This is a genomic window from Saccharomonospora amisosensis (genome assembly GCF_011761185.1).
GTDB lineage: Bacteria > Actinomycetota > Actinomycetes > Mycobacteriales > Pseudonocardiaceae > Saccharomonospora_A > Saccharomonospora_A amisosensis.
The window spans coordinates 4,630,017-4,651,003 of record NZ_JAAOYM010000001.1 but is presented as its reverse complement, the minus strand read 5'-3'; the positions used below and the strand labels follow the sequence as shown (position 1 = coordinate 4,651,003).

Annotated in this window: 17 protein-coding genes; 12 read left to right on the top strand and 5 right to left on the bottom strand. The window is 65.8% G+C overall.

The window, feature by feature from the left end; genetic code table 11:
- Positions 1–272 precede the first annotated feature (272 nt).
- Complete coding sequence (mycP, locus tag FHU38_RS22510; RefSeq protein ID WP_167174868.1) at positions 273–1,892, bottom strand: type VII secretion-associated serine protease mycosin; 1,620 nt, start codon at positions 1,890–1,892, stop codon at positions 273–275.
- A 37-nt stretch (positions 1,893–1,929) separates the two neighbouring features.
- On the bottom strand, positions 1,930–3,327 hold the full coding sequence (gene eccD, locus FHU38_RS22505) for a type VII secretion integral membrane protein EccD (RefSeq protein ID WP_167174865.1): 1,398 nt from the start codon (positions 3,325–3,327) through the stop codon (positions 1,930–1,932).
- 218 nt (positions 3,328–3,545) lie between these two features.
- Between eccD and eccCa the strand changes: the two genes are divergently transcribed.
- The 4 genes from eccCa to FHU38_RS22485 all read left to right on the top strand — a co-directional run bounded on the left by eccCa (position 3,546) and on the right by FHU38_RS22485 (position 10,477).
- Positions 3,546–7,556 carry a type VII secretion protein EccCa gene (gene eccCa, locus FHU38_RS22500; RefSeq protein WP_167174863.1) on the top strand — a complete coding sequence of 1,337 codons (4,011 nt, stop codon included), beginning with the start codon at positions 3,546–3,548 and terminating at the stop codon, positions 7,554–7,556.
- Between the two features lie 103 nt (positions 7,557–7,659).
- Entirely contained in the window at positions 7,660–9,558 is a 1,899-nt protein-coding gene (locus FHU38_RS22495) for a type VII secretion-associated protein (protein WP_167174860.1), read from the top strand.
- A 261-nt stretch (positions 9,559–9,819) separates the two neighbouring features.
- A complete protein-coding gene (locus tag FHU38_RS22490; protein ID WP_167174857.1) occupies positions 9,820–10,137 on the top strand; it encodes a WXG100 family type VII secretion target in 318 nt (105 codons plus the stop codon).
- Between the two features lie 52 nt (positions 10,138–10,189).
- Positions 10,190–10,477, top strand: coding sequence for a WXG100 family type VII secretion target (locus tag FHU38_RS22485; RefSeq protein ID WP_167174854.1), 288 nt, complete (start codon positions 10,190–10,192; stop codon positions 10,475–10,477).
- A gap of 57 nt (positions 10,478–10,534) precedes the next feature.
- On the opposite strand, the gene FHU38_RS27540 is transcribed toward FHU38_RS22485, so the two are convergent.
- Positions 10,535–10,831 (bottom strand): DUF4333 domain-containing protein, encoded by a 297-nt coding sequence (locus tag FHU38_RS27540; RefSeq protein ID WP_243852312.1) that lies wholly within the window; start codon positions 10,829–10,831, stop codon positions 10,535–10,537.
- A 235-nt stretch (positions 10,832–11,066) separates the two neighbouring features.
- The gene (locus tag FHU38_RS22475; protein ID WP_167174848.1) at positions 11,067–11,957 is read right to left on the bottom strand and encodes a hypothetical protein; all 891 of its coding nucleotides are present in this window, start codon (positions 11,955–11,957) and stop codon (positions 11,067–11,069) included.
- A gap of 185 nt (positions 11,958–12,142) precedes the next feature.
- On the opposite strand from FHU38_RS22475, the gene rplM reads away from it, so the two are divergent.
- The 3 genes from rplM (at position 12,143) to glmM (ending at position 14,638) form a co-directional block, all read left to right on the top strand.
- On the top strand, positions 12,143–12,595 hold the full coding sequence (gene rplM, locus FHU38_RS22470; protein WP_167174845.1) for a 50S ribosomal protein L13: 453 nt from the start codon (positions 12,143–12,145) through the stop codon (positions 12,593–12,595).
- 14 nt (positions 12,596–12,609) lie between these two features.
- Positions 12,610–13,080: a 30S ribosomal protein S9 gene (gene rpsI / locus FHU38_RS22465; RefSeq protein ID WP_167174842.1), complete on the top strand. Its 471-nt coding sequence runs from the start codon at positions 12,610–12,612 to the stop codon at positions 13,078–13,080.
- Between the two features lie 223 nt (positions 13,081–13,303).
- Positions 13,304–14,638, top strand: coding sequence for a phosphoglucosamine mutase (gene glmM, locus FHU38_RS22460; protein WP_167174839.1), 1,335 nt, complete (start codon positions 13,304–13,306; stop codon positions 14,636–14,638).
- Between the two features lie 184 nt (positions 14,639–14,822).
- Here the strand turns inward: glmM and FHU38_RS22455 are convergent, their stop codons facing one another.
- Positions 14,823–16,094, bottom strand: a complete 1,272-nt coding sequence (locus FHU38_RS22455; protein WP_243852283.1) for an IS110 family transposase — start codon at positions 16,092–16,094, stop codon at positions 14,823–14,825.
- A 194-nt stretch (positions 16,095–16,288) separates the two neighbouring features.
- Here FHU38_RS22455 and FHU38_RS22450 point away from each other — a divergent pair, with 194 nt between their 5' ends.
- The 5 genes from FHU38_RS22450 to FHU38_RS22430 are packed head-to-tail and all read left to right on the top strand — an operon-like array spanning position 16,289 to position 20,983.
- The gene (locus FHU38_RS22450) at positions 16,289–16,663 is read left to right on the top strand and encodes a hypothetical protein (RefSeq protein WP_167174836.1); all 375 of its coding nucleotides are present in this window, start codon (positions 16,289–16,291) and stop codon (positions 16,661–16,663) included.
- Positions 16,660–18,984, top strand: a complete 2,325-nt coding sequence (locus FHU38_RS22445) for a WXG100 family type VII secretion target (protein WP_167174833.1) — start codon at positions 16,660–16,662, stop codon at positions 18,982–18,984. The genes FHU38_RS22450 and FHU38_RS22445 overlap by 4 nt, the downstream gene beginning before the upstream one ends.
- A gap of 24 nt (positions 18,985–19,008) precedes the next feature.
- Entirely contained in the window at positions 19,009–19,530 is a 522-nt protein-coding gene (locus tag FHU38_RS22440; RefSeq protein ID WP_167174830.1) for a hypothetical protein, read from the top strand.
- Positions 19,527–19,775, top strand: coding sequence for an acyl carrier protein (locus tag FHU38_RS22435; protein ID WP_167174828.1), 249 nt, complete (start codon positions 19,527–19,529; stop codon positions 19,773–19,775). Before FHU38_RS22440 ends, FHU38_RS22435 begins: the two co-directional genes overlap by 4 nt.
- A 5-nt stretch (positions 19,776–19,780) precedes the next feature.
- Positions 19,781–20,983, top strand: a complete 1,203-nt coding sequence (locus tag FHU38_RS22430; RefSeq protein ID WP_167174825.1) for a beta-ketoacyl-[acyl-carrier-protein] synthase family protein — start codon at positions 19,781–19,783, stop codon at positions 20,981–20,983.
- Positions 20,984–20,987 lie beyond the last annotated feature (4 nt).

The window sequence follows — 20,987 nt, the reverse complement described above, 5'->3', positions numbered from 1 at the left end:
GGCGGCCGGGGGAGTCGGTGGGATGTGGCACGTTTAGCGGGCAAACCGTCCCTGCGAGGACGCGTTCCCGACGATGGGTCTTTGGATCCGGGTTCTTGCCCATCCTTGCCACGGTTTGCCCGCTAAACGTGCTCCCCTCCGAAGAAGGCAGGCTGAAGCTTGGTCGCCGAAGTGTCTGCGGCTGCGTTGTGACGTGCTGCTGAGGAAGGGGTACGGCAAACGACGACGGGCCCCGGGGTGGAAATGCCGGCCGCGGAAGCGCGGTTAGCCCGCTAAACGCGCTTCCGGCTATCCGTGGGGTGGGCTTCGTCGGTGCGGTTGCGGCGGATGGTGTGTACCACGAACAGAGTGATGATCAACGCCATGAGGGCACCGCCGGAGCCGGCCAGAGCCACGACCATCGGGGTCCAGTCGCGGTTGTCGGTCAGAGGCAGGTCCGAAGGGAGCTGGTCAGCCCTTGCGGGCTCGATGCCCTCTTCGGAAGGCACCGTCGCCGTAAGAGCCGCCATGGGGTCGATGATCCCGTAGCCGACGAAGTTGTCCCGACCGCCCGACGCCGCGGGATGCTGTGCGGTATACGCGATCCGGTACATCACCTGACGGGCCGTCAGATCCGGGTACTTCGCACGTACCAACGCGGCGACTCCCGACACATATGGCGCCGCGAAGCTGGTGCCCTGGATCTGTTGTGGCTCGCCATTCTCGATGGTGAGATTCGCCAGACCGCCGGAGCCGGCGGCCGGGTCAAGGGATGTGATGCCTGTTCCCGGTGCGGCGACTGTCACCCATGGTCCGTGGACGCTGAAGTCAGCCACGCTGCCGGTTTCGTCAATGGCTGCTACCGAAAGTACGTCTTCTGCGAACCAGGGTGGCGTCACGATCGTCTTCGGCTTGGCAGGGTCTCGCTGGTCGTTCTGGGGGCAGTTCTCGCCGGTGTTACCCGCGGCTGCCACGACGACAACGTCGTTGTCCACGGCGTACCGAACGGCGGCTTGCAGCGTGCGTTCCCCCTCGCCGATGTTGCCGTCGGCAGGCCTGCAGTTGTTGATCGAGATATTGATGACGTCGGCGTTCTCGTTCGTGGCGCGGACGACGGCCTGCGCGAGGGTGTCCAGTGTGCCTGCCGCGTCCTCTTCTTCCTGCGTACGGCCGCCGTTCTGCGCCGGGGCTGTGCCGCCCGGCGCACGCAGCGCGTTCGGTTGGCCTTCACCATCTGTGTCGCCACCGCCGCCGGAGTCATTGCCGCCTTCACCGCCCGCGTTCTCGTTGCCGCCACTCGACTGTGAGGCCGAGTCGTCAACAGCGTAGTTCTGGCTGGACTGGCGAATCGAGAGGATCTGAACTTCTGGGGCGACACCGTTGAACCCGATGTCGGGTGTGGTGTTGGCCGCGATGATTCCCGCGACCTCGGTGCCGTGCCCGTCGCAGTCCTCCAAACCCGGACCGTTAGGGGTATCGGCCACGTAGTCCTCGACACCCTGCACCCTGCCGTTGAAGAACGGGTGGTTGGTGATCCCGGTGTCGATCACAGCGACACGGACAGCTTCGCCTCCCGGGTACCGCCCGACGGAACCGACCGTGGAGCGCATCAGGTCGTGTACCTCGTTGATGCGCAGATACTGCTGCCCCCATGGGGTTTCCCGCGGGATGACGTCGCGGCCCAGATCGCGCTCTACACACCCGACCTGCTTGGTATATGGCTTGTCCGGTCGACCGGTATCGGTGGGCGGTGCGGTGTTCCCCAGCGGCGGCGGCGTCGCGTAATAACCTTCGCTGTCGGACGAGGAATCCTGCGCCACGGCGGGTACGGGTGACAGCCCAGGGCACACCGTGCCGATCGCCACGGTCAGCGCCAACGCGGATGCGCGCCTCAGCGGCCAAGCCCTACGCACGCGACCCCCTATACGTCAGTGAGCGGAATACGGCGGGTCAACCACCGATGTCGAGATGGCGCAGTGTCGAATACAACCCCATGACCGCCAGCGCCAGTGGCAGGACCGCCGCGATGCACACCGCCTCGATGATCTCGACCGTGCGTCGCATCGGCGGGGAGAATCGCTGATTCGGGAAAACCACTCCGAGCACGAGTGCGCCGGCCGCGATCAAGATCAGCGATCCGAACACCCAGACGACGCGGCCTGTCGCGTCCTCGGTCCACATCCAGCCGAGCAGGATGCCCGCGGCTGAGGCCATGCCTGTGGTCAGCAGGGCGACCGCCTGACTGCCGTTGGCGTAGGTGCGGGCGCGCAGCAGCAGGACCATCGTGGCGATCACCGCGGTGAGGATGCCGTAGATGTCCGGCGACGAAGCCGTGATGATAGCGGCGATCGCTGTCACCGAACCACAACCGATGAGCAGGCCGGTCATGTACTTGTGCGCGATGCTGGTCCTGCGCTCGATGGAGGAGTAGTCCGGGTAGCCGGAGTCCTCCTTGAGTTCCTCGGCGGTCCCTGGCACGTGGGGCAACGGCAGCTTGGCCAGCCAGATGGTCGCCCTCGGCAACATGGAGATGCCCGCGAGAGCCACGGCAGCGGTACCGGCAGCGATGCCAGGCGCGGGATGGGCGACCAGTGTCGCGACGAGGAACGCGAGCAATCCGAACACGCCTGCGGTCGCCGCCGCTATGAAGGTGGTGATACCCGCGCCCATCACGAGGATGCACACCGCGGCGACCACCACAACCAGCGCGCTGGCCAACAGTAGATTCGCGCGCACGGAGGCTCCAGGCACGATGTAGAACCCGCTGACGAATGCCAGCGGCAGCCCACCGGCAGCTGCGATCACGACGCCGGTAGCTTCGGCTTCGTAAGCTTTCACGAGGGTCGCGCCGACGGCCACACAGGCGATCGCACCGATGCCGCCCGCGATCGCTGCCGCAATACCGTTGCCGCCGAACAGTGGGCCACTGAAGAAGAGCGCGACCGCGGCGGTGAGGAGGGAGAGCGTGCCCGCGATGTGGCCGATGCGCTGTGCGGTCTCCTTGGTCCACGGCCGGAAGCTGTCGGGTTGTGCCTCGGCGATGGCGTCGACGACATCGTCGTAGAGCGGCGGCGGCGGGCTCTCGTTGCGCTTGCGTAGCTGTAGTAGTTCACCGTCGACGATGCCGAGGGAGGCGAGCGTCCGGCTGGGGTCGAGCGGTCCGTCGCCGAGCTTGGCCAGCACCCAGCCACCGTGCCTCGCACCTCCGTCGGGGCTGACCTCTTTGGCCATCTCCAGCAGCATGGGCATCAGGTCGGCAACCGCGATGTCCGCGGGCAGCGCGACATCGATACGGGTACGCGGTGCCACCACCGTCACCCTGCTGAAAACCGTCGTGCCCGTTGCCACCTGTTCGCCCCCTACCTGGAGATATCGACGCGGTACTTATACCGCGTCGCGGGTAACTGGCCACCAAGGCCGGTCACGTTCGGCGAACCAGCCCCACGATGTCGTACTGCCGCCCTAGTATTAACGCACCTTGGCCATGCGTGGGGGCAGTTCCGGTGAATGTATCGGTCCGTGCGCCTGCCGGGCCGACGTCGCCGAGTCGAAGAGGGGTCCTTTCGGTGAGCACGCTGCAGTTCAAGCGGTCGCCACGGCTTGCTGCTCCCCGTCCGCCGGGCGGCGAGGTGCATCTCGAGCCGCCACCCGAGGTGCCGAGGACCATACCGGGCAACATCGTCATGAAGCTGTTGCCGATCGTGATGGTCGTCGCGATGGTGGGCATGGTCGTCTTCATGTTCACGGCCAACCGCGACATGGCGCGCAGCCCGTTCTTTCTGATGATGCCGCTGATGATGATGATGTCGATGGTCGGCATGTTCGCTGGCGGTGGTCGTGGCGGGCAGCAGAAGAAGGCCGAGATGAACGAGGACCGCAAGGACTACCTGCGGTACCTCGGCCAGATGCGGGATAGGGCCAGGGAGGCGATGGTCGACCAGCGCGCGGCGCTGGAGTGGGTGCATCCGGACCCGGAGAGCCTGTGGTCGTTGGCGACCAGCAGGCGGATGTGGGAGCGGCGGCAGAGTGACCAGGATTTTCTGCACCTGCGGGTAGGCCGCAGCTCGCACCGCCTGGCCACCCGACTGGTACCGCCGCAGACCGGACCGGTCGACGAGTTGGAGCCAATCGCGACGCTGGCGTTGCGCCGGTTCGTGCGGGCGCACTCGATCGTTCCTGACCTGCCGACGCAGATCACCCTTCGGGGTTTCGCGGCTGTCGGTATGCAGGGCGACAAGAAGCTCACCCGCAGCCTGACCCGCGCGATGCTCGCGCAACTGGTCACCTTCCACAGCCCCGACGACGTGTTGATCGGTATCGCGACGGCGGGGCGAGCGAAGGAACACTGGGAGTGGGCCAAGTGGCTGCCGCACGTGCAGCACCCGACGTTGTCGGACGGTATCGGCCAGCTCAGGATGATGAGCGGCTCGCTCGCGCAGATCGAACAGTGGCTGGACGACGAACTGCGGGACCGCCAGCGGTTCTCCCGAAACGCGACACCGGCACCGGACCAACCACATGTCGTGATCATCATCGATGACGCCGACGTAACCGGTGAGGAGCAGATCCTGCTCGAGGAGGGCCTCGTCGGGGTCACGCTGATCGACCTTTCCGACTCGATCGGTAACCTGGCCGCACGCCGTGGGCTGCGGTTGGTGGTCGAGCAGGAACGACTGGGCGCCCGCAGCGCGGGCGGTGTCGAGTGGTTCGGACGTCCGGACTGGCTTAGCTTGGCCGAGGTCGAGGCTCTGGCACGAAAGATCTCGCCCTACCGGATGGGTACTGCGGCGGCGGACGACAGTGAGGAGCAGCCGCTGCTGTCCAACCCGTCGTTGCTGGAACTGCTCGGAATCCCGGGCGACCCGATGACGTTCGACGTTCAGCAGGCGTGGCGACCGAGGCCCATCAGGGACCGCTACCGGGTGCCGTTCGGCGTCGGCGAGTACGGCCAGCCGGTGGAACTGGACATCAAGGAAGCGGCGATGGAGGGCATGGGCCCACACGGCCTGTGCATCGGTGCGACCGGCTCCGGAAAGTCGGAGTTCCTACGCACGTTGGTGCTGGGCATGCTCGCCACCCACTCGTCCACGGCGCTCAACTTCGTGCTCGTGGACTTCAAGGGTGGGGCCACCTTCCTCGGTCTGGACAAGGCGCCCCACGTGTCCGCCGTCATCACCAACCTCGCGGACGAGGTCACGCTGGTCGACCGCATGAAGGACGCGCTCGCGGGTGAGATGAATCGGCGGCAGGAGGCGTTGAAGAACGGCGGCAACTTCAAGAACGTCTGGGAATACGAGAAGGCGCGTGAGAACGGCGCCGACCTCGATCCGCTTCCCGCGCTGTTCATCGTGGTGGACGAGTTCTCCGAACTGCTTTCCGCCAAACCCGACTTCATCGACCTGTTCGTGGCCATCGGCCGACTTGGCCGTTCACTGCAGATGCACATGCTGCTGGCATCGCAGCGACTGGAGGAAGGAAAGCTTCGGGGCCTGGATTCGCACCTGTCCTACCGGATCGGGCTGAAGACGTTCTCGGCCGCCGAGTCCCGTGCCGCCATCGGGGTGCCCGATGCCTTCGAACTCCCTTCCGTGCCCGGCGGGGGCTATCTCAAGTACGACACGTCCACGCTGGTCCGGTTCAAGGCGTCCTACGTTTCCGGGCCATACCGGCCCGCCGGTATCAAGACGGCCGCTCCAGGGGCCAAGGTGGTTCGCGCCGACAAGCGGCCGCAACTGTTCGTCCCTGACTTCGTTGAGTTGCCGAAGATCCCCGAGCACGAGCCGGAGCCGATCGAACAGCCGAAGCAGCAGTCCGAGGAGGCGGTCGAGCCGAGCGAACTGGACGTGATCGTCGGCAGGCTCGTGGGGCAGGGGCCGCCTGCCCACGAGGTCTGGCTACCACCGCTGAACGAGCCGAACTCACTCGACACCTTGTTGCCGAACCTGAATCCTACGGAGGACAGGGGCCTTTCGCCGGTGGGGTTTTTCGGTAACGGGCGGTTGCAGGTGCCGTTGGGGATCGTGGACCGGCCCTACGAGCAGCGGCGTGACCCGTTGTGGGCGGATTTCTCGGGTGGTGCCGGGCATGGGGTGGTGATCGGTGGTCCGCAGTCGGGCAAGTCGACGATGTTGCGGACGCTGGTGATGTCGATGGCGTTGACCCACACGCCGCAGGAGGCGCAGTTTTACTGCATCGATCTCGGTGGTGGCACGCTGGCGGGACTGAACGGGCTGCCCCACGTCGGTGGCGTCGCGGTCGCACGGCGGGAGCCGGACAAGGCGCGACGGATTGTCGCCGAACTCATCACGCTGGTGAACGAGCGGGAGGCCCGCTTCGGTGCGCTGGGCGTGGACTCGATGAACGACTTCCGCAACCGCAAGCGCCGGGGTGAGATCACCGCCGAGCAGGACCCGTTCGGCGACGCGTTTCTCGTGGTCGACGGCTGGCGGGCGCTGCGTGACGACTTCGAAGAGCTGGAGCCGCAGATCACCAAGCTTGCGGTGCAAGGATTGACCTACGGCGTGCACGTGATCATCGCGTCCAACCGCTGGGCCGATATCCGGCCGGCCATCAAGGACATGCTGGGCACGCGGTTCGAGCTGCGATTGGGTGACCCGAGCGAGTCCGACATCGACAGGCGGGTCGCGGTCAATGTGCCGCCAGGCAGGCCAGGGCGTGGTCTGACCAGAGACAAGCTCCATTTCCTCAGCGGGCTTCCCCGCATCGACGGCTCCAGCAGTGACGACGATCTCGGCAACGGCGTGGCGGACGCGGTCGCCAAGATCGCCTCCGCCTGGCAGGGTCGGCGCGCCCCGCAGGTTCGCCTGCTGCCGGATCTACTGCCCTACGAGGAGTTGTTGCTGCAGGACAAGCATCGGGACGGCAGGCTGGTGCCGATCGGGGTCAACGAGGACGAGTTGGCGCCGGTGTATCTGGACTTCGATGCCGAGCCGCACTTCTTGGCCTACGCCGACGGCGAGTCGGGCAAGACCAACCTGTTGCGGCAGATCGTGCGCGGCATCACCGAGCGCTACTCCAAGAAGGAAGCGGTGCTGATCCTCGTCGACTACCGGCGCACCATGCTCGGCTTCGTCGAGGGTGATCAGTTGCTGGGATACGCGGTGTCGGCCAACCAGCTGGAAGGCATGATCAAGGAGGTCGCGCAGTCGATGGCCAAGCGGCTGCCCGGCCCCGACGTCACCCCGCAGCAGTTGAAGGAACGGTCCTGGTGGACCGGGCCGGAGCTGTTCGTCGTGGTCGACGACTACGACCTGGTGGCCACCTCCACCAGCAACCCGCTGCGCCCGCTGTCGGAGTACCTGGCCCAGGCCAAGGATGTCGGCCTGCACGTGGTGGTTGCCCGCCGCACCGGAGGCGCCGCCCGCACCGGCATGGACCCGATCATCGGCAAGCTGAAGGAACTCGCGATGCCCGGCATCGTGATGAACGGCTCCAAGGACGAGGGCCAGCTGCTGGGCAATGTGAAGGCGAGTCCGATGCCGCCGGGCCGCGGCGTGTTCGTAAGCAGGAAGGCAGGTAAGCAGCTGATGCACGTGTCGTGGATCCCGCCCGAGTGACCTTCTGCCGATCGCGGGCGACACGGCGTATCCACCACAGGCGGGGTCGGAGCCCATCTGACAGAGTGCTTCAGTACGGAATCGCGATTGGTGGGAGCGGCTGGTGACCTTACGGGTGGCGGTGGACTTCGGGACATCGAGCACCTGTGTCGTCGCCTCTGTGAACGGTCGAGAACCTCAGGTGGTGGTGGTCGACGGCCAGCCGCTGTTGCCCTCGGCCGTTTACGCCGCACAGGATGGCACGCTCTTCGTCGGCCAGGAGGCGGAGCGACAGGCTGCCGTGGACCCGTCTCGGTTCGAACCCACGCCCAAGCGGCGAATCGACGAGGGCGAACTGTTACTCGGCGACACGGTGTTGAGTGTCGTCGACGTGGTGAATGCCGTGTTGAGGCGGGCGGTGTCCGAGGCCCGCAGGCTCGCGGGAGGCGCCGAAGTAGCGCTGCTGGTCCTGACGCACCCTGCTGAGTGGGGGGCCGTGCGGACCCGGTTGTTGCGCCAGGCCGCGGCGCAACTCGCCCGGGAGGTCGCGCTGGTACCCGAACCGGTGGCGGCGGCGGTCTTTCATGCGGCCACCTTCGCGCCGACGGACGTCAATCAGGACCGCACGGTCGAGTTCAGCGGGAAACCGGGCGATGTGCTGGCGGTGCTGGACCTGGGCGGCGGAACGATCGATGTGAGCGTGGTGCGTCGCGTGTCGGGCCACCGCAACGGTGCCTTCGAGGTCCTCGCCACCCGCGGTGACCCGACCTTCGGTGGAGCCGATATCGATCAGGTACTGCTGGAACACGTTGGTTCCCTGGTGTCGGACGCCGATCCGGACGCATGGGAGCAGTTGGTGACTGGTCGCGAGCTGACGGATCGTCGCCGCAGACGGGTGTTGCGGCAGGACGTGCGCGGCGCGAAGGAAACGCTGTCGCGGCACGCCTACACCGATGTGCCGATGCCACCACCGTTCGCCGATGCTCACGTGACGAGGGAGGACCTCGAGCGACTCATCGCGAACCGACTCGGACGCGCCGTCGAGTTGACGAGCGAGACGATCGAGGCGGCGGGGCTTCGGCCCAAGCAGCTGACAGCGATCTTCCTCGTCGGCGGCTCAAGCAGGATACCCATGGTCTCGCGGTTGGTGCACGAGCGCACCGGTGTGGTACCAACCACTCTCGATCAGCCGGAAACGGTCGTTGCGCGGGGTGCGCTGAGAGCCGTACAGGTGATTCCCGACCGGACAGGCATGCTGCCGGGTACCGGCTCGCAGGGTCGGTTCGGTGCACCGATGCGCGCACAGGACCGGCGGACGGATGTCGTGGCCAGGCCTGGTTACCCGGTCCGGCAGGGGCCGCCGGCGAGTGGACCTTTCCCGCGGCAGCCCGCACAGGGCAGGCCGATGGCAGCTCCGCCGTCGCCCCCGCACCTCCATCCGCCCGCGGTACCGCTGAGTCCCGCTAGGACGCCACGCTCGCGCCGTCGGGCGCTGTTGTGGGGGATCGCGGTCGCTGCCGCGGTAGCCGTTGCGGTGATCACGACGGTGCTCGTGGTGTCGCGTGGCGACGATCGGGCGGCCGCTGAAGGGCGAACCTTCGCGCAGTACTCCTACAAGTTTGTCGCGCCCGCGGACTGGACTCAGACGGGTGACAACGTCGCCGACCGGCAGGTCGTGGTCAAACCCCGCGAGGCCCAGACCAGCGAGGACGACGATTTGGTAGTGGTACAGGAGTTCGTTCTCTCTTACGACGGCGGTTCCAATCGAGCACGGTTAGCCCGCGAACTGCGCGATCAGGCCGACGACAAGCCGGATGTGTACAGCGACTTCGCCGAACACCATGCCTTCGCCGGTCGCGATGTCATCTACTACACGGAGACGAAGCCGGCGGCGACGGTGAACTGGTACGTGCTCGCACACGGCACGGCCCAGGTCAGCGTGGGCTGTCAGGAGGCCGAGATGCCGCGCCGCGTGCAGCAAGCGTGCGAGCAGATCGTCCGCACACTCGAGTTCACCAACTGACCGTCGCGGTCGCAACCACGGTTTGCCCGCTAACTGCGGTCGACGTGCGCCATGCAGGGCCAGCCCACCGCGGTTTGCCCGCTAAACGCGATGTCGGTGGCTGTTGGCGGGTACGGGTTTCCGAATTGGAGCATTCACGCTAGCAACTACTTGGAGGCATACCGCGACAGCGAGGAACCTGCCGTGGCAATGTCTGCGTCGTAGGGCCAGTACGAAACGATTCACGTACGGGCCAACCACGAGCGAAGGGGGTCACTCCCGATGGCAGGCGGTTTCACCGGAACACCGGAACAGTTTCAGCAGGCATACCAGGATGTCGACGAGATCAAGGCGTCGATGGACCAGAACCTGAACACCCTGCGCAACAACATCGAGGCGACGCAGGCGGGCTGGCAGGGCGAGGCGGCGAAGGCCTTTCAGAACGTCATGATGTCCTTCGACGAGAAGACGAGGAAGCTCAACGAGGCCCTCGGCAACATCGGTGAGCTGCTCCAGCAGTCCGGTGTCAAGTACCAGCAGGCGGAGGAGGAGCAGAACTCCGCCATCAGCAACATCGGCAACACGCTCGGCGGCCTGTGAGTTAGCGCCCATCGAATCGCCAAGACTTTCTCAACTCAAGCGGAGGTAAAAAATGCCCGAGGGCATCGTTGTTGATTACGCGACCATTCACACGGCGGCAGAGGACTGCAACAAGACCGGTTCTGAACTCGACGCGCTGTTCGAGGACCTCAAGGCCAGGCTTGCCCCGCTGGTCGACTCCTGGTCCGGTGAGGCCATGGAGGCGTGGCAGCACTGCCAGAACCAGTGGAACCAGTCGTTGGACGAGATGAAGCAGGTGCTGGCGCAGATCGCCACGGCGCTGCCTCAGATCGCCGACGGCTACCAGGGCACCGACAAGAGCATCCAGGGCATGTTCTGAGCCGTCTCGATAAGGGTGTGGGATCGGCAGCTTGCCAGTCCCGCACCCTTTTTCGCGCTACCGTGGCGCGCCGACTTCGTATTCAGGTTTGTCGTTGAGGATCCGGATCGGCACGGCCGTTTTCCGATCTCCGAGTTCGACCGAGCATTCGAAGGTGTGTCCTGTCGTGGTCTGCTGATCCGCGGGGCAATGCAGGTTCTTGATGTTGTGTTCGCCGTAGTTGTCCCGCAGCACGGTAGCCACTCCTTCCTGGAGCGACTGCTGGTCGAGAACATCGTTGCGGAACGGGCCGAACCACCACGCGGTCAGGCCGCCACCTGCGAGTGCGAGCACGACAATGGTGCTGATCAGCAAGCGTTTTCTCGGTTTCCGCTGCCTTACCTCGGCGGTGCCGAATGCGCCCAGTCCCTGGTACTGGGTTTGGAACCCGCCCCCGTAATTACCGGTTGCATGCTGCTGCCCGGGCGGTGGTGTGGGCGGCTGCCCGTACGGCCGCGGGGTAGGCGGCGGTCGCCACCAGCCCCCCGGCTGCCCGGTCGGCTGTGTCATCGGCAACCCTTTCTGCAATTGCTGGTGCTGAGTTCGGCTGTCAGCCGCCAGCGCTGGTGATCTCGTTCATCCGATCATAGAAGTCGTCGACCTCCGCCTCGGCCGTCAAGACGGTCAACTGCTCTGGAGGCGGAACATTGGGCAGTTCCTCCTCCGTGGGCGGGTCCTGTACTTGGTAATGCTCGTTGATCTGAACCTCGTGCTCACCGTCGGAGATCTTGCCGGTCATCCTGATCTCCTGCAGTTTTCCGTCGGGACCGAGCCTGATCTGGGCGCGCAGCATCCCCTTCCGCATCTGGTCGCTGATTCGCGCCAATGCCCAGTCAGGAAGCACGACGACCCGCTGGTTCAGGAACTCACTGAGCGGGATCTCGGCGACGAGCTCCACACTGCCGTCCACGAGGTTCTTCGCCTGTTGCTTGTCGGCCTCACCGTTCTGCGTGGCGGTGGACACGGCAGCAAGCATCTTGCAGAGTGAGGCGTAGCCGCCCCAGAAGCAGTTGTTTAGTCCGGCTCCGTCGTAAGGCATCGAAACCCACGGTGTCGGCGCGAGGCTGGCGTACTCTGGCCCGAGGAAGACGTATTCCACATCACTGCCGGCGGGATGGAAGTAGTCGCGGTAGTCCGATGAGTCCCGGTTCGAGTGGTTCTTGTACAGCCGTGATGGTGGGCTGCCCACTTGGATGGCTGTGTAGGTGGTGTCGGCCTTCTTGTCGTCGATGCGAGTGAACGATCGATGGGTGCTCTTCCGCGGGTCACGGCTGGAGATTTCGTCGTCGAGTCGATCCAGTGTCGCGGTGAACTTGGCGTTGACGTAGCGCGTGACTTCGTCGCCGTCGGGGATGGCGGTGCCCGCTCGCCCTGGCGAACAACCCGCTATGAGCACCAACGCGGCACCGAGAGTGATGAGCCTGCGTACTCGCTGTGTCATTGTTCTTGGCCCCCGGAAAGTCTCACCACCGCGTGTCGCCGCAGACACTAGTATGAGGGGGCTCAGCAGACCCCCGCTTCACCTTGCCTGAGGTGACCGGGTATCTTCATAAGCTGTTGTGCGCGCTGGCAGCACGCGTTCAGCCCGCACTGACCCCACAAGCAAGTTGACGACGAGGTAGACCCTTGCCCACGTACAGCCCCAAGCCCGGCGATGTCACTCGTGCCTGGCACGTGATCGATGCCGAGGATGTCGTGCTCGGCCGGCTCGCGACCGAGGTCGCCACGCTGCTGCGCGGCAAGCACAAGCCCACCTACGCCCCGCACGTGGACACCGGTGACTTCGTCATCATCGTCAACGCTGAGAAGGTGGCGCTCACCGGCAATAAGCGTGACCAGAAGTTCGCCTACCGCCACAGCGGCTACCCTGGTGGTCTGCGTAAGCGCTCCTTCGGTGAGTTGCTGGACTCACGTCCGGAACGGCTGGTTGAGAAGGTCGTGAAGGGCATGCTGCCGAAGAACAAGTTGGGCCGCGCGCAGGCGAAGAAGCTCAAGGTCTATGCGGGCCCTGACCACCCGCACGCCGCGCAGCAGCCCCAGCCGCGTGAGATCACCAAGATCGCTCAGGTGACCCAGTGAGTGAGGAACAGTCTGTGACCAGCACCGAGACCGAGGCCGCTCAGGACGCGGTCGTGACCAGCGAGACGCCGGCCGCGCCGAAGCCGTCTCGTGCCGCCGGTGGCACCGCGCAGACGGTCGGTCGCCGCAAGGAGGCGGTCGTCCGGGTGCGGATCGTACCCGGTAGTGGCCAGTTCAAGCTCAACGGCAAGAGCCTTGAGGAATATTTCCCGAACAAGGTGCACCAGCAGCTCATTCGAGAACCGCTGGTCACGGTCGAGAAGCCCGATTCCTTCGATGTCGTCGCCAACCTCAACGGCGGCGGAATCTCCGGGCAGGCGGGTGCGCTGCGGCTTGCTATCGCGCGCGCCCTGGCAGAGGTCGACAGCGAGGATCGGCCGGCGCTGAAGAAGGCGGGCTTCCTGACCCGAGACGCACGTTCCACAGAGCGGAAGAAGTACGGCCTCAAGAAGGCAAGGAAGGCTCCGCAGTACAGCAAGCGCTGACGCGCCGCAGTCATACCAACCAAGCGCCCACCCCCTGCTGAGGGTGGGCGCTTGGTCTTTGTCAGGCCCCTGTCGCGTACCACGGTTAGCCTGCTAAACGCGGTACGCGCGGATCGGCGGTGCGCGTTTAGCGGGCAAAACGCGGTCTGGGCGTGCCGGTAGGGGAGGCGGTGGGCGGGGTCGCTAGGTTGTTCGGGTCGTCAGGAAGACGGAGGTCGAGGACATGGCTCGCCTATTCGGCACCGACGGGGTACGCGGCCTCGCCAACGCCGATCTCACGCCCGAGCTCGCGCTTTCGGTAGCCGCGAGCGCGGCGAGGGTGCTCGCGGCACACGACCGCTCCCATCGTCCGGTGGCTGTCGTCGGCAGGGACCCGCGCGCGAGTGGCGAGATGCTGGAAGCCGCCGTGGTCGCGGGACTCGCGTCAGCAGGCGCGGACGTGCTGCGGGTCGGAGTGCTCCCCACTCCGGCCGTGGCCTACCTGGTGAGCGATCTCGCCGCCGATCTCGGGGTCATGATCTCCGCGTCGCACAATCCGATGCCAGACAACGGCATCAAGCTGTTCGGTGAAAGAGGTCACAAGCTCCCCGACGGCATCGAGGACGAGATCGAGGCCGGTCTCTCCTCCCACCCGGAACGGCCGACCGGTGCCCAGATCGGTCGAGTATCCGACGTGCCGGACGCGGTGAACCGCTACGTGGCACACCTTCTGGCGGCCACGCCGCAGCCGCTCGAGGGCCTGCGCGTGGTGGTCGACTGCGCCAACGGTGCCTCCTCCAACGCCGCACCCAAGGCGTATCGCGCGGCGGGCGCCGATGTCATCACCCTGCACGCCGACCCGGACGGGATCAACATCAACGACGGCTGCGGCTCCACCCATCCAGAGGCGCTGTGCGCGGCTGTTGTCGAACATGGCGCTGACCTCGGTATCGCTCACGACGGAGACGCTGATCGTTGCCTTGCCGTGGACGCCGAGGGTGGCCTCGTCGACGGTGATCAGATCATGGCCATCCTGGCGCTCGCTATGGCCGATGCGGGCGAACTCGCCGAGAACACGCTGGTCACGACGGTCATGAGCAACCTGGGGCTGCGGTTGGCGATGCGAGACCATGGCGTGACGCTGCGCACCACCGCTGTGGGTGACCGCTACGTGCTGGAGGAGCTTCGTGCGGGCGGGTTCTCCCTGGGTGGTGAGCAGTCCGGGCACGTGGTGCTCCCCGCCTACGCCACCACCGGTGACGGATTGCTCACAGCGCTTCGCCTGATGAGCCGCGTCGCCGAGACGGGCAAACCGCTGAGGGAGCTCGCGGGCGTTATGCGCAGGCTCCCGCAGGTACTCGTCAACGTCCGTGTCACGGACAAGGCGGCGGTCGCCGACTCGCCGACTGTGAAGGAGGCGGTGGAATCCGTCACCGCCGAGCTGGGTGAGGAGGGTCGCGTGCTGCTGCGCCCATCAGGGACCGAGCAGCTCGTGCGGGTCATGGTCGAGGCACCCGCGGAGGACACGGCGCAGGCGGCCGCCGACCGGCTCGCGGGAGTCGTTTCGTCCGTGTCCTAGCGCTCCCGATTACTGGCGAACTTCGTGTCGCAAATGCCGCAACCGGCGTACAGGAAGCGAACAGATCGGTAGATTCTGTGCATTAGCGACGGCACCGCCTCTCGTTTCGGTGCGTCGTATACGGCGACCACAAACGTCGAGCAACCGAATGAGGGGGGCTGCCGTGAGACACCTTCTGTCAACCTCAGGCGGCGGTAGCTGTTTGGAGGGTTTTGGATCGGTTGCGTATGTGTACGGCTTCGTCGTAGCGGATGCCTTTGGTGAGGCAGTGCCAGAGGATTTCCAGCCAGCGGTTGGCGAGGGCGCGCAGGGCGCTGTGGTGTGCTTTTCCGGCGGTGATTTTCCGGTCGTAGAACTCGCGCGCCCAGGTCGAGGTTGTGAGGGTGCAGAAGGCCCATTGGTGCACGGCGGTGCCGAGATATCGGTTATGGGCCAGGCGGCGGGCGATGACGAGCTCGCTGCGGCCGGATCGTCGGGTTACGGGTGCGGTTCCGGCGTAGCATTGCAGCCCGTTCGGGGTGTCGAATTGCTCGATGTGATCCCCGATCTCTCCGGCGATCCGGGCGGCGAGGATGTCCCCAAGTCCGGGGAAACTCAGGTAGATGTCACCGCCCGGTATCGCTTTTCCCGGATCGGGATTTCTGGGTTGTTTGGCGCGGCCGTACCGGGTGTCGCCGAGGAGCAGTTCTGCCATGCGGCGTTCCCACGATTTCCGAGCCTCACGCAACGCGAGAAGCTGGGTCGCGGTCAACGAGATTGTGGTGGCTTTCGCGCGGATCAGGTAATCGCGAACCGGGAGTTGCTCGACGGTGAGGGCGTCGGCAACACGGGCGGCGAACCGGTCCGGCCAGCCGTGTCGGGAAGACCGCGCGAAGGACTCGATCGCGTCGGTACCGGCGCCGGCGAGTTGGGCGTGTGTGGGCCAGGTGGCCAGCAGTTTCAGCATGACAGGGCTGCCCAGATCGTCACCGGCGATGGTCAGCGCGGCCGGGAAAGTGGCCAGCAGATCGGCGCGAAGACGGTTGAGCAGCCGCCGCTGGTCCCGGGCCGCTCGTTCGTCATCGCGGGCGATCGAACGCAATTCGCCAGCCAGATTGCCGTGCGGGATCAACTTCCGCAATTCCAGAAACTGATCCAACGCCAGCAAACAACAGATCCGGGCGTCTTCGGCGTCGTCTTTCTTCTTCGCCGGGCCACGACGGCGGGCGACCAGGTCAGGGTTGACCGGCAACACGGTAAACCCCGCGTCGGTCAATGCCTCGACCAATACACCGTGCCGGGTTTCCAACACAACACGCACATCAGCCGGGTCGGTTTCCAACTCCAAGCACCGAGCGATCAACCGGCCCACACCGGCCGCGGTGTGGTCGATACGAAACTGTTCGACGATCCCATTATCAGGTCTGCCGAGCGCGACATCGTGAAACGACTCCGCCCAGTCGATACCAACTCCCAACAAGTGCGTCGATTCCTTTCCCGTCTATGGACACGACAACCGGAGCGGGAGGCATTGCATCGTGCTGATAAACCAGTCCTCACCGGGACGACACCTTCCGAGATGACAAGCCTCCGGCTGAAACCTCCAGGGACGCCGTCTCACGACAGTCCTCGCAGGACAAGCGAACAAAGCGTTCCCCGGAGGTCCCGGCCATGAACGAAGGTAGTCGTATCAGCGTACCGGGGCAGAGCGCGGGAGGCTCGGGGGTCGGCGCACCGAGCGGCTACACGGCTGAAACGGGCACGCTCGCGCGTCAGTCGCAGGCCATCCATGACGCAGCGGAAACCGCGCAGGGCGAGGTGGAGGGCCTCGCACCCACGAAGGTCGCAGAAGCCGATTTCGGCGCCGAGCACGGTCAGTGGGCGACGGACTTCACGGCCTCCATCGAGGAACTGGGTAAAGGTGCGGGCGCGATGTGCACCGCGTTGATCTCCCTGGCGACGTCGATCGGCAGCGCGGGTCAACAGTACGCGGCTGCTGAGGCCGAGCAGTCCTCCTCAGTAGCACAGTCGGGGAGCGGGATGTGAGCGAGAAGACCTGGGAGGAAACGAAGGCGATCCTGGAGGATCCCTACGTCTCGGCCGACACCAAACAGTTGGTGCTTTCCGCCTACGCGCGCGGCGGCGAAGTGAACGACGAGGCCATGGGGTACTACGACCGGTACAACGTCAGCCCGTCACCGTTCGCCGACACCAATGCCTTCGTTGACACCGACGCGGTTTACGACAGGGCCAGGCAAGAGTCGGAGAACGCGAGCTACGTCGGCCGACAGTACGAGGAACGGATCGGTTCGAATCAGTCCGAGCTGGATAGTGCGCAGGCACCTGGTGAGGGCGGTTCGGGTGTTGGCAACTCGGACGAGCTGTTCGACCTGGCCAAGGACGCGTTGTACGTGTTCGAGGAGTTCCTGCCGATCGACGGTGAGGTTCCCGGTGATTGCAGGCATATCGACGGGCCGCTGAACTTCCAGGAAGACATCCAGAAGCGGTTCGACGAACAACGCGGGATCGACTTCAAGAAGTTCCTCGACGAGGCGCAGCGGTTGCGCGACGCACACTCGGTGCTCGAGGAATTGCACGGCACCACGGAGTCGAACCTCAACTCGCTGTACAAGGACTGGACCGGTGATGGTGCCAACGCTTCCTACCAGAAGTACAGCGAGGACATCGCGCCGAACACCAGGGAGCTGCTGGACTCTCTCAAGGGGGGCGCCGAGGTCATCGAAGCCACGGTGCAGACCATCTATGAGGCGTGCAAGTACAAGGCCGACGAGGTGCTCTCGCTCTACACACCCACCGTCGGCAGCGCGCTACCCGACACCGCCCGCAAGGTGATGAAGCTGGCACGCGGTGAGTTCGACTCGCAGGACGAGATTCTCGAGGTGGCCGCCTGGGTGGACGCCGAGACCGGCAGCAATATCGAGCCCACCATCCGCGCCGACGACTGTGGCCTCAACGATGGCAACAAGACTTACACCATCGAGCAGTGCAAGACCTGGATCAGGAACTCCTGGAACCCAGACCTCTACGACAACCTCTTTCAGCGGTTCACGCAGGTGTGCGACGACACGAAGGAAGCCGTCGACACAGCGTGGGAAGAACTCAACAACTACCTCAAGGAGTACAAGAGCGAGTTCCCCGAGGACAGCGGGACCGGTCCGACCGACCCGGGTGCGGGGCCGCAGCCCGGGGACCAGGGGGTCGGTGGCGGCCCGGGCCCTGCTCCGGGTGGTGCGGGGCCCGGAACCGGAGGCGGGGGTGGTGGCCCCAGCGGTGGTGGTACCCCGTCGATGCCTGAGATGGAGCAGCCTGGGGACGGAAAGAACCCGGTCACCGGTGAACCACTTGAGGTTGATCCGGAGACCGGCGAGCCGTACCCGATCGACCCGGAGACAGGTGAGGCGATCAAGGACCTTGGCGACGACCGGGACACCCTCACCGTCGAGAAGGGTGATCACACGCTCGAACTGACCGAGCCCGACGACGAGGGCAAGATGGGCATCACGGTCGACGACGGCTCCGGCGAACCCAAGGACTACAAGCTCGACTTCGGCACCGGCGAGCAGGCGCAGGCTGAGCCCGGTGAGTTCGGCCCAGGCGGGAAGGACGGCGAGCAGGTCTATCGGCCGGGCCCGGACGGAAAGATCCATATCGAGGACGGCGACCTTCGAATCACCGCTGAGCAGCCGGAAGGGCCGGACGGGCCTACCCGGGTCACCGTCGACGACGGCAACCCGCCGCCTACGACTTACACCCTTGGCGAGGAGCAGCGGGACGGTGCTGCCGGTGGCACGCCACGCGAGCAACTTCGAACGATGCCCGCACCTGCGGAGAACCCGCCGCGGCCGGAGGCCGCGCCCTCGCAGGTCGGCACCGCATCCGAGTCCGAGGGAGGTGCCGGCGGGTCCGTCGCCGCCGGTTCCGGTGGCGACGAAGCCGGTTCGGTGGGCGGAGTCGGCGCAGGCGGGAGCGATGCGACAGGGGCGCAGGCCGCGGCGGTCAGTCCCGGTGACAGCGGCGAGGAGCCGGTTGGCGGCGGTCCGCGGTCCGGTGTGGCCGAGTCGACCCCTGCGGGCGCAGGCCTGGGAAGCGCACCAGGCGGGATGGGGGAGGCACCTGCCGCCGCGCCCGCCCAGAGCGGCGGCACGGCAGCCGGGGGTGGAATGGGCATGATGGGCGGCATGGGAGCCATGGGTGGCGCCGGTGGTGGCCAGGGCGGAGACCAGGAACGTAGCAGCGCCTACCGCATCGACGGCGAGATCTTCGACAACAGCGCCGGCGGTAGCAGGATCAGTGGCTCGTTGGATGGCGACATCGACGTCGACCGTTCCGTGCGGTTCGATCGTTGACCGCCACGACCGTGAGGAGTTCGCATGGCTGAGGGAAGGGCCGCGGCCGCCATCTCCCGACTCGGCCGGATCAGCCGGGAACTGGCGGATCGGCGAGCGCTGCGGGAACGCCACGCCGCCGCGGTGAAACAACAAGCAAAAGACAGTCTGCAAAAGCAGGGCGCGGTTGCCGAACGTGCGGCCAAACACCTCGGCGAACTCACCCGCAGGCAGCGCGACGCGGGTGGCTGGGCAACGGACAAGGCCCTGTCCGGCAAGGAGACCGTCATGGGATTCGGCCCGGAAGAGGCCGATCAGCAGACCGACGAGTTCGCGCGCTACGCCGACTATTCCGCGAGCCCTGCCCCGGCGCCGCAACAGCATGCGCGACCGGAGGTCCAGCACTCGGAGCCGAAGCAGGAGCGCAAGTACTCGCGTTCGGTCGCACCTCCACCCGATCCCGAACCCGTGCAGCCCCCGCCGCCCCCGCCACCGCGCCGGTCCCGGCATCGAGTGGAGGAATCCTTCGACGACGACGATTTCTCGAACAACAGTTGGCTCAAATGAACCCTGTGGTCGAGCGGCGCGCCACGGAGATCAAACAACTCGTGTGCCGGGTGCTGGAGGTTGACGAGGCGGGGGTCGGCGACACCGAGCTGTTCACTGACGACCTCGGTGCCGACTCGATGAAGCTGATCGAACTACTGGCTCACCTCGAAATCGAGTTCGACGTGGAGATCGACGAGAGCGAACTCGAGCGGATGGTGAATCTGCGCGGGGTGTACGAAGTGCTCAGTGCGGTCCTGGGGTGATGAGCATGCGCCGAGTCGCGATCACCGGTCTTGGTGTGGTGTCGAGCATAGGCATCGGCGTCGACGCGTATCAGGAGAGCCTGCGTGCCGGGCAAAGCGGTGCGGGACCGATCAATGCCTTCGACACCACCGGATTCGCGCACGCTACCGGTTGCGAGGTCGGCGGGTTCGAGCCCACACGATGGGTGCGGCGGGTGCCGCTGGCGGAGGTGAGCCGGGCCGCCCAGTTCGCGATCGCTTCGGCACGCATGGCGGTCGCCGACGCGGGCCTGACCGTAGCTGACCTGATCGGCTCACGAGGCATCATTTCGGTGGGCACCACGGACGGCGGCTCCGACGACGGCGAACGTCTAGCCGAGGGGTTCATCCGTTCGGGCCCGGAGATGATCGATCCGGACGCGGCCCGCAGGGTCGTGGCCAGCAGGCTCGCCACCGGGGTGGCACGCGAACTTGAACTGTCCAACGTGGAGGTTTCAACGATCGCGACGGCTTGCGCGGCTGGCAACTACGCGATCGGCAACGGCTTCGACGCGGTGAGGACAGGAGAGGCCGACTTCGCGTTGTGCGGCGGCGCGGACGCGATGTGCCGGATGACGTTCACCGGTTTCTACCGGCTCGGCGCCATCGACCCGCGACGCTGCCGCCCCTTCGACAGTGATCGCCGTGGCATTCTGACCGGGGAAGGCGGTGCGATGCTGCTGTTGGAGCCTGTTGAAGCCGCAGTAGCCCGTGGCGCGCGCAGTTACGGTGAGATCCTCGGTTACGGCCTCAACTGCGATGCCCAACATCAAGTCGCTCCCGACAGAGACAGCGTCCGTCGTTGCATGGAACTGGCCCTGCTGGACGCGGACGTCACACCGGACGAGGTGGACCTGATCAGTGCCCACGGCACGGGCACGAAGGCCAACGATGTCACCGAGTGCGGGGCCATCCACGAACTGTTCGGGCCGAGGGTGCCACGCACGGTCTCGGTGAAGTCGATGCTCGGGCACACGATGGGTGCCGCGGGCGCGCTTGCCGCGGCGGCGTGCGCGTTGGCGCTGAAGCACGGTTTCATTCCGCCGACGATCAACCACGAGCAAACCGACCCCGAGTGCGCCATCGACTGTGTACCCAACCGAGCTGTGCTCGGTGATCCACGGATTGTGTTGAACAACGGGTTGGCCTTCGGCGGTAACAACGCGACCGTTGTCATTGGAAAGCGGTAGCGCG